We start from the raw sequence: 3,502 nt of genomic DNA on the forward strand, positions 1-3,502 counted from the left end.
ACCATGCTCTCCTTCATCCGTCAGGTCGTTGAACGACACTTTCCGCTCGCTCGGGCTGTCTATCTACCTACGGCATCATGAGTTTTCGATCTACTGAACCTCGCCCAACTCTCACAGACGGAACTGGAGGATGAAGCCGCCGAAATTGAGCGGCATCTCAGTGCCAACCCGGTCAGCAATGAAGAAAACGATCGCCTGATGCAAACTTTAGATCAACTCCGTGCTGAGTTGGGTCGTCGTAGCCGTCAGGAGCAGACCAGCCGCCCGCCCCGACACGGGCGAAGACAGCAGGCTACCCGCCAGCCGCGATCGCTGCAAGAGAGCTTTGCCATCGACGAAACCCTGTCAGAGGCAGAGCTATACGAAGAGATCGACGCCATTCACGATGCACTGCGGGCCGGTGTCAGCCGGAGCGATCGCCGTATTCTCAACGATGCCTTGCGACAGCTAGAGACTGAGCGCCAGCGACGCCGGGGCGTTGCCGCCGCCCAGGAGCGGGCCGCCAGAATTGAGCAAGCATTTACCCCCACCGTTGTCGGTAACGATGGGGAGGCGCTGATTCAGGTGATGGGGGTGGTCGATAGTTTACGCCCATCCTCTACCGCCAGTGGCCTGTATGCCCTGGTGTGGAACGGGGAGGTAATTATGCTGACGCAATCAGAGGTGGATCAGATTCGCAGCAGCGCCCGTAGCGTCCTGAGCAGGAACCTGACGCGCATTCAAAACCGGGCGCGCGATGCCCTCAGCGGCTACAACGCGCAAAAAGAAGTGGATGAGGAATTTCCGATCACTTCAACCATTGTGCAGTTTGTGGGGAGAGTGGATGACCCCGGCCCCGCGCTGCGTCAAAATGTGCGCATTGTCAATGCCAATATCACCACGGCCCGAGCCTTTTTAGACCGGGGTAACTTTAGCCGCGCTGCCGAATTTTTTACCACTAGCGATCGGTTTGCCACGATCGCTCACCGTCAATATCGCAACTTTGTGGATGGCATTCAAATCGCTGGAGAAAACATTATCAGCGGATTGGAAATTACCCGCGATGCCTCCTTCGCTGTGGCGTTGACGATTGGGGCGATTGTAGCGGCTCCGGTTGTGGCGGCAGGGGTTTCAGGGGCAGGGCTGACGGGTGCAACGGGTGTCGTGGCAACTGGGCTGGGCACGGGGGGCGTTGTCGCGCTCGAGGGAGCCACCCTGCGAGGAACATCTGCCACCGCCAGTACCGCCCTTGCCGGAGGTTCACTCAGCGAATCCCTTGCCGCAGGGTATCAGGAGGGACAGCGCGGCGCGCGCGAAGGCTTTGCCATCGGCGTGACCGGGGGCATCGGTCAGGGGGTGGGTACCAGCCTCAGGGTAGGGGCGCAGGGGCTAAGCCGGGGCAGCCAACTGTTGCGTGGTGCGGCGACAAGTGGCACCGCCAGCGCTGCCGGAGAAGGCACCGCCGCTGCTCTAGAAGGCCGAAGTGCAGAGGAGGTGCTGGCGGCATCGGGACGCGGGTTTGGGGTTGGCTTTTTGGGCGGTGTCGGCGGTACTGCGGCCAGCGGCCTTAGAAACCCCTTTGCACAGCGGGCAGCCACGGCGAGCGTAGGAGCGCTGGCCTCAGGCACTGGAACCTACCTGGCGGGCGGCTCTGAAGAGGAGGTCATCCGCTCTGCCGCGATCGGGGGCGTCGCTACTTCGTTGATTTCTAGCACTAGCCGACCCACCGGCCCCACGGCAGCGCAACAGCGAGCCTTTGAGCATGGGCGTAGCGTTCGCCGCACCGCCCATGCCGGGTTAGCCGCCACTATGCTGGGCGTCGGCAGTGCAGTGCCTGCAACGCGCATTCCGGGTGGCGGTACGGGGCTATCAGGTCGGCCCGTGGCCGGACTGGTTGCCCCCGCCGAGGCAGCCGTTCCCGTTTCGCCCACCAGCCCAGCCCAGGCCGTTGCCCCCACCCCAACCGGGCCAGCGGCGATCGCCCCAGCCGCTGCACTCACCGCTCCAACCACTGTTTCACCTACACCTCAGGTGGTGTCGCCCAGCGTTGGGCCAGGTACAGCGATCGCCACCGCCGCCACCGCCGCCCAAGTCACCCGGCCCCAAATTCCACCCGATATTGACCAGGCCGTCGAGCAGGCCTTTCAGGAAAATTTGTCAACCCCCGAGGCTCGCGGCAGTAGACCTCGATTTGTAGAGGAAGATAGGGCAATTCCCACAAGACAACAATCCCGGCTTGACATTGAAGACATTCCCCTGCGACCCGGTGAAACTATGCGGCAGGCGATTGCTCGAGTGCGGACAGTAATTGGTCGGCGAATTGCTGATATTGCTCCGTTAAACGCGGCTTGGCAGCGTGCCAGAGCCAATGTTCTACAAGATCAAACGCTGACAGCCTCAAACTACGAACCTCTGTATAACCAGACCCGAAGGCGCTTTTGGCAGGAGGTGCGAAGTGACCCAGCAGCGTTGCAGGCCCTGGCGGATGCAGGCTTTGTCATGCCTTCAGGTCGCACTACAGCGCCCATGCTGGGTGGGGTGACGGCAGCGGTGCCCGCCACAGAACGACGCATCAGCCTCGATCACATCGCAGAAAAAGCCATTGGCAATAACTGGCAGCGTGCCCTGGATGCCGACAACCTGAGAATGGAGTTTGCTATGCCCAACACGTATCGAGAAATCATTCAGTCTCGTCATCCTGATTTGCGCTAGTAGGTCATGAGCTGACAGGTCGTTTTATCAACCTTCACCCTTATCTGATGTGAATTAAACCGTACAGAGATGCAGCCATTGCACATCAGCTATCAGTTGTTTTCTACAGCAAGGAGACGGTTATGCCGCAACAAGTTTCGATGGGGGCAACGCTGCAATGTGTGCCCTTTGGCAGTAGCCCGAGTTCGCTGATTGTGGTGTCTTCCGGCACCCCCAAGGTTGCCGGGGCAACCCTCGCCGCCACCGTGATGGACTTTGCCCCTACGACCAACATTCCGCCCTTTGGTATGTGTACCTCGCTGGCCAACCCGGCAGTTGCGTCGGCCACCAGTGCGGCCCTCGGGGTATTGACGCCCATGCCCTGTATACCGGTGCCCACTGGCCCCTGGAAACCGGGTGCGCTCAAATCAAAAATTGGTGTGTTTCCAGCATTAACCGATACGTCGATCTGCAATTGTGCCTGGGGTGGTGTGATCAAAGTAACCAACCCAGGGCAAATCAAAGTACAGATTGTTTAAAGAAATCAAATCCGCCGATTGAGCAGCTTGAAGGGTCAGGTTTTACCGCTTAGTTGTCTCGATGGAAAGCATTCAACGGGGTACATCTCAACTTTAGCTGGGATCTGGGATGACGCAATGGCGGATGGCCATTGCGTCAGGTGTATCATTCATGGCCTAATGGGCTTGGCGATCGCTATATCTGGCGATCGCTATAGGGTGCATCCCAGTTATGCGATGAGCATTAATGCTTATTTTGGGATGACGGTATGAGCGCTAAGCTTTGGGCACCGTTCGCTCTACTAGTCAGCCTC

At 59.2% G+C, this 3,502-nt stretch carries 2 protein-coding genes; both read left to right on the plus strand.

Going from position 1 to position 3,502, the window contains the following annotated elements:
• The first annotated feature begins 198 nt into the window (after nucleotides 1-198).
• On the plus strand, nucleotides 199-2,691 hold the full coding sequence (locus AC0QKW_RS00685) for a hypothetical protein (protein ID WP_473149146.1): 2,493 nt from the start codon (nucleotides 199-201) through the stop codon (nucleotides 2,689-2,691).
• 122 nt (nucleotides 2,692-2,813) lie between these two features.
• Nucleotides 2,814-3,209: a DUF4280 domain-containing protein gene (locus AC0QKW_RS00690; RefSeq protein WP_473149147.1), complete on the plus strand. Its 396-nt coding sequence runs from the start codon at nucleotides 2,814-2,816 to the stop codon at nucleotides 3,207-3,209.
• Nucleotides 3,210-3,502 lie beyond the last annotated feature (293 nt).

This window comes from Pseudanabaena sp. PCC 9330, from assembly GCF_055795045.1.